The following is a 4,084-nucleotide window of genomic DNA, read 5'->3' on the forward strand; positions in this document are numbered from 1 at the left end:
TGTGGCGGGGATCTCAATCATACGAGCTGCTCCTAACCAGCACGGAACGCGGCAGTCTGTTTACCCCAGGCGGCTCAGCCGCCGCAGCCCCAGACTTTTGACTTCATCTGCGCGAAGTTCGCCGGCGTGTAAGGTAGGCCAGGGAGTTCGACGACGCTCGGATTGGGGCTTTCATGCTTGTTGATGGAGTTCGAAATCGCAACAAGCGCTGACTTCGCCATGGCTGGAAGGGGGGTGGCAATGTCGAGATCATCCATATTGCCTCCGACATATTGGCAGCCAATTTGATCCCCGTTGATGCTGACCGTAACAACGTGATCCGGATTGCCGACGGGGAACAGCCGGTGTACCGCTTTTAAAGATGCGTAGATAGCCGGGAGGCCACCCGTCCACGGTGTGTAAACAGCATTGATATTGGGATGCTGCTGCAGGGCGTTCTGAGTTGCCTTGAATGCCTCATTGGTGCGCCAATTCGTGGGCGACTTGGCCACGATCGTTATGTTTGAGGATGTAGCGACTGCTTTCTCGAAGCATCCTGAACGCTCGAGTCCGTTCGCGCTGTTGAGAGAGCCGAGCAACTCGAGTATGTTCAGATGCTTGCCCTTAGCGGCCTCGGTGACCATGAATTCGCCCGCCATCCGCCCATCACCACATGGGCTTCCGCCGACGTAGTAGAAGAGATCAGCTGTGCTCGCAGGCTCTTGATCCATGACCGCCAGTGGAATTTTGGCGAGTTTCGCAGCGCTGACGTCGGCCGCAACAGCATGGGTATCCCACGGGATTTCAACAATTCCCGCGACCTGCTGGGCGATTAGTGTGCGGACCTGCGAAGACTGGGTCGCCGCAGATTGTTGCGCATCATCATAGATTAACTTTATGCCCATCTGCTGGGCGTAGATGTCGAGATACTTCTTCTCACCAATCCTGAAGGTGTCATCCATTTTGTCAAAGGTAACGCCAATCGTTGGCACGCTTCCTGCGGCGCGCGCACCGTGCGGAATCGCGAAGGCCGTTGCGGCAGCGGCGAACAACACACCGGCGGCAAGAAATGCTCGGCTTTGCCCTTTTGTTCCCGCGGGGTCGAAAGTCTTGATCTTCATGGATAGTTCCTCCCTTTATTGATATGTCTATGAGACGCTGGGGCGCGCGCGCCGGTGACTCAGGCACCCTTTTCTAACGTCTGGCGAGTCCAAAACAGCTTTCCCGCCGCCGCGCGGAACCCCGCCTTTTGGGATGCGGCTCCGAAGAGAATTGCGGCAACGAGAACGACACCCTGAACCACGTCATAGACGTAGATCGAGGCGTTAATGACATTGAGGCCGTTTTCGATCGCTGCCAGCAGCAGGGCACCCAGCATGCTTCCCAGCACGGTGCCTCTGCCACCAAAGAGCGAAGTTCCACCAACGACTACGGCGGTGATGACGGTGAACGCGAAATCCGAACCGAGGGTCGCATCAAGCGTGCCGTCCTGACCAACGTTGATAAGACCTGCCACAGCAGCACAAACACCTGCGAGGCCGAACGCTACGAAGCGGGCTCTCGGACGAGATAGGCCGGATTCCTTGGCCGATCGTGGATCGCTGCCTATGGCGTAGAGCAACCTGCCGTTACTGCGGAACTTGAGAAACGCCGCGGCAAGGATGCTCGCTGCTATGGTCAGGAGAACGACAACGTACGTGCCGCCGGCTTTGGCAGTGCCGAGCCAGGTGATTGGCCCGCTGGTGAGCTGTGTGCCAGCGCCTGTCAGAGCCAGCCCAATTCCTTGGTAAGCATAAAGTGCCCCTAGACTAACAATGAGTGCGTTTATGCGCAGCACGCTGATAAGCGCAGCATTCACCGACCCGAGTATCAGGCCAGTGACAATCGCGACGGGGTAAACCCAGACCGAGGGTGTGATCATCAACGCGCTGGATGATGATGTCAGCATGGTCGCGACGACCACGGACAAGTACATCGTCGATCCGATTGAGAGATCGATATCGGCCAGGAGGATGACGTAGGTCATGCCAATGGCCGCAATTGCGACCGGCGTCGCCTGGACCAGGATATTGCTCAGATTAGAACCGGTCAGATAGGCTGGCCGTATTAGGCCAAAACCAGCCAGAACCAGCACGATGAAGACAATTAGGACACCGGAATTTCCTCCGAGCCTTAGTCTCCTAAACCACGTCATGTACGTGACCCTACGGATGCGAGCCTAAGAATTGTATCCGGCTCGAACTCGTGGCCCTTGAGTTCACCCACTATCTCGCCCTTCCGCATGATGACGATCCGGTGAGACAGCGCCATCAGCTCTGGCATATCAGATGATATAAGAATGACGGCGGTCCCTTGCTCCGCCAGCCGCCTCACCAGCATATGGATTTCCGCTTTTGCGCCGACGTCGATTCCCTTGGTAGGTTCGTCGAGGATGCAAATGCGCGGCTTCTCCATCAGCCAGCGAGCGAGAATAACTTTCTGTTGGTTGCCGCCAGAAAGAGATACAAGGTCCTGTTCAAGACTGGAGCATTTGACTCCAAATGCCTGAATCATGGCATTTGCTGCTTTGCGCTCCTGGTAACGGGAAATTATCCCGTAGCGGCGGTGCTCGGGGCCAATATGGCCCGCAAGCAGGTTCTCCCGTACCGGGCGGTTGAGAAACGCCTGTTCACCGCGGCGATCCTCCGACACAAGAACCATTCCCAGGTGCCTAGCCCGCTCAGGGCTGCGGTGGCTGAACACCTTGCCATCCACCTTGACCGATCCCGTTGCAGGACGCAGCCCCACGAGCGCCTGTGCCAACTCGCTCCGTCCAGCACCGAGAAGACCGCCCAAACCGACGATCTCCCCAGCCCGGACTCGCAGCGCGACGTCGCGAACGCGCTCGCCGTCGCTGACGCCTTCCACCTCGAGCAGTGTTTTGGCGGTATCTTCCATAGGAGGCCGTGCGAGCCTGTCGACTGCTGCGAGCTCACGTCCCACCATATGGCGTTCCACGACCGGAGGGGGCAGATCTTCCACCCGACCCGCAGCTACGAAATTGCCGTCGCGGAGTACGACGATGTCGTCCGCAACGGCGTAGATCTCTTCAAAGAAATGGCTGATGAATAAGACGCTATATCCCTGGAGCCGTAGGCTGCGTATGGCCTCGAGGAGGCGCGCGCGTTCTGCTATCGAAAGTGAGGTAGTCGGCTCGTCGAAGATTATGATGTTCCTTGCTCGGACAAGGGCCTTCGCGACCTCAACCATCTGGCGCTGTCCGAGGGAAAGGTCTTCAACAAGAGTCAGGGGATCGATTTGCTCGCCCAGCGTGTCGTGCAAAAGCTTCCGGCACTCGGCCATCGCCCAAGCCAAGCGGACATTTCCCCATCTGTCCTTTGGCAACATTCCAACGTACATGTTCTCCGCAACAGTCAAGCTTGGAAAGAGGCTGAGCTCTTGATGAACCGCCGCGATGCCAAGCTGGCGAGCAAGTGCCGGAGTGAGATGGGGAACTTCTTGGCCGAGGACCTCAATCGTGCCGTGATCGGGCCGAAGCAAACCGCAGATTATGTTCTTGAGGGTGGACTTTCCGGCGCCATTCTCGCCAACGATCGCAAGCACCCGCCCAGCTTCTGCAGTGAACGATATGCCTGAAAGGACCGTAACACCGGAAAACGACTTGCTGATATTCGTGAGAGATAAGGCCGCCGAGTTCCCCTTCATCTCGGGCCCGGTGGCGCTGGAGGGCTGAGATTGCGTTCCGGTTGGATAGAGTGCCGATCCACTCAACCCCTCACCCCCAAAAGCCGGGATCAACAACAAACGTCCTCATTCCGCCGCGGCGAGAGTGAACATACGTTGAGGCGGCAAAGCGTGGACGGAGGTCAAGGTCGCTACGGCAACGCGCAAGCGCGACTCCCAAGAACACCAAATTTCCTCCGCGTTTTTGTTAATGCAATATTAATTGCGATATCTGGTTCCTGTCAACCTCCCTTGAGTGTGCCGAATGTTCAGTTTTAGCCTGATAAGGCCAGAGTCGTTCGGTCTGATTTGTGGCGGGATAAACAGAGATTCCGGCGCCTTGAACAATTGGCGGCGGCGCGTCGCTGACCATCGGAAAACT

Annotated in this window: 3 protein-coding genes; all 3 read right to left on the bottom strand. The window is 57.3% G+C overall.

What is annotated here, in order from left to right; genetic code table 11:
• Positions 1-74: 74 nt before the first annotated feature.
• The 3 genes from GSQ92_RS28505 to GSQ92_RS28515 are packed head-to-tail and all read right to left on the bottom strand — an operon-like array spanning position 75 to position 3,780.
• Complete coding sequence (locus GSQ92_RS28505) at positions 75-1,100, bottom strand: sugar ABC transporter substrate-binding protein (RefSeq protein WP_159014738.1); 1,026 nt, start codon at positions 1,098-1,100, stop codon at positions 75-77.
• A gap of 59 nt (positions 1,101-1,159) precedes the next feature.
• The gene (locus tag GSQ92_RS28510; RefSeq protein WP_158804311.1) at positions 1,160-2,173 is read right to left on the bottom strand and encodes an ABC transporter permease; all 1,014 of its coding nucleotides are present in this window, start codon (positions 2,171-2,173) and stop codon (positions 1,160-1,162) included.
• Positions 2,170-3,780: a sugar ABC transporter ATP-binding protein gene (locus GSQ92_RS28515; RefSeq protein WP_159014739.1), complete on the bottom strand. Its 1,611-nt coding sequence runs from the start codon at positions 3,778-3,780 to the stop codon at positions 2,170-2,172. Before GSQ92_RS28515 ends, GSQ92_RS28510 begins: the two co-directional genes overlap by 4 nt.
• Between the last annotated feature and the right edge of the window lie 304 nt (positions 3,781-4,084).

The sequence above is a fragment of the Acidisoma sp. S159 genome, assembly GCF_009766125.1.
Lineage (GTDB): Bacteria > Pseudomonadota > Alphaproteobacteria > Acetobacterales > Acetobacteraceae > Acidisoma.

Excerpts from the sequence above, each read along its gene's own strand:
- GSQ92_RS28505 (WP_159014738.1), bottom strand. The coding sequence starts at position 1,100 with ATGAAGATCAAGACTTTCGACCCCGCGGGAACAAAAGGGCAAAGCCGA.
- GSQ92_RS28510 (WP_158804311.1), bottom strand. The coding sequence starts at position 2,173 with ATGACGTGGTTTAGGAGACTAAGGCTCGGAGGAAATTCCGGTGTCCTA.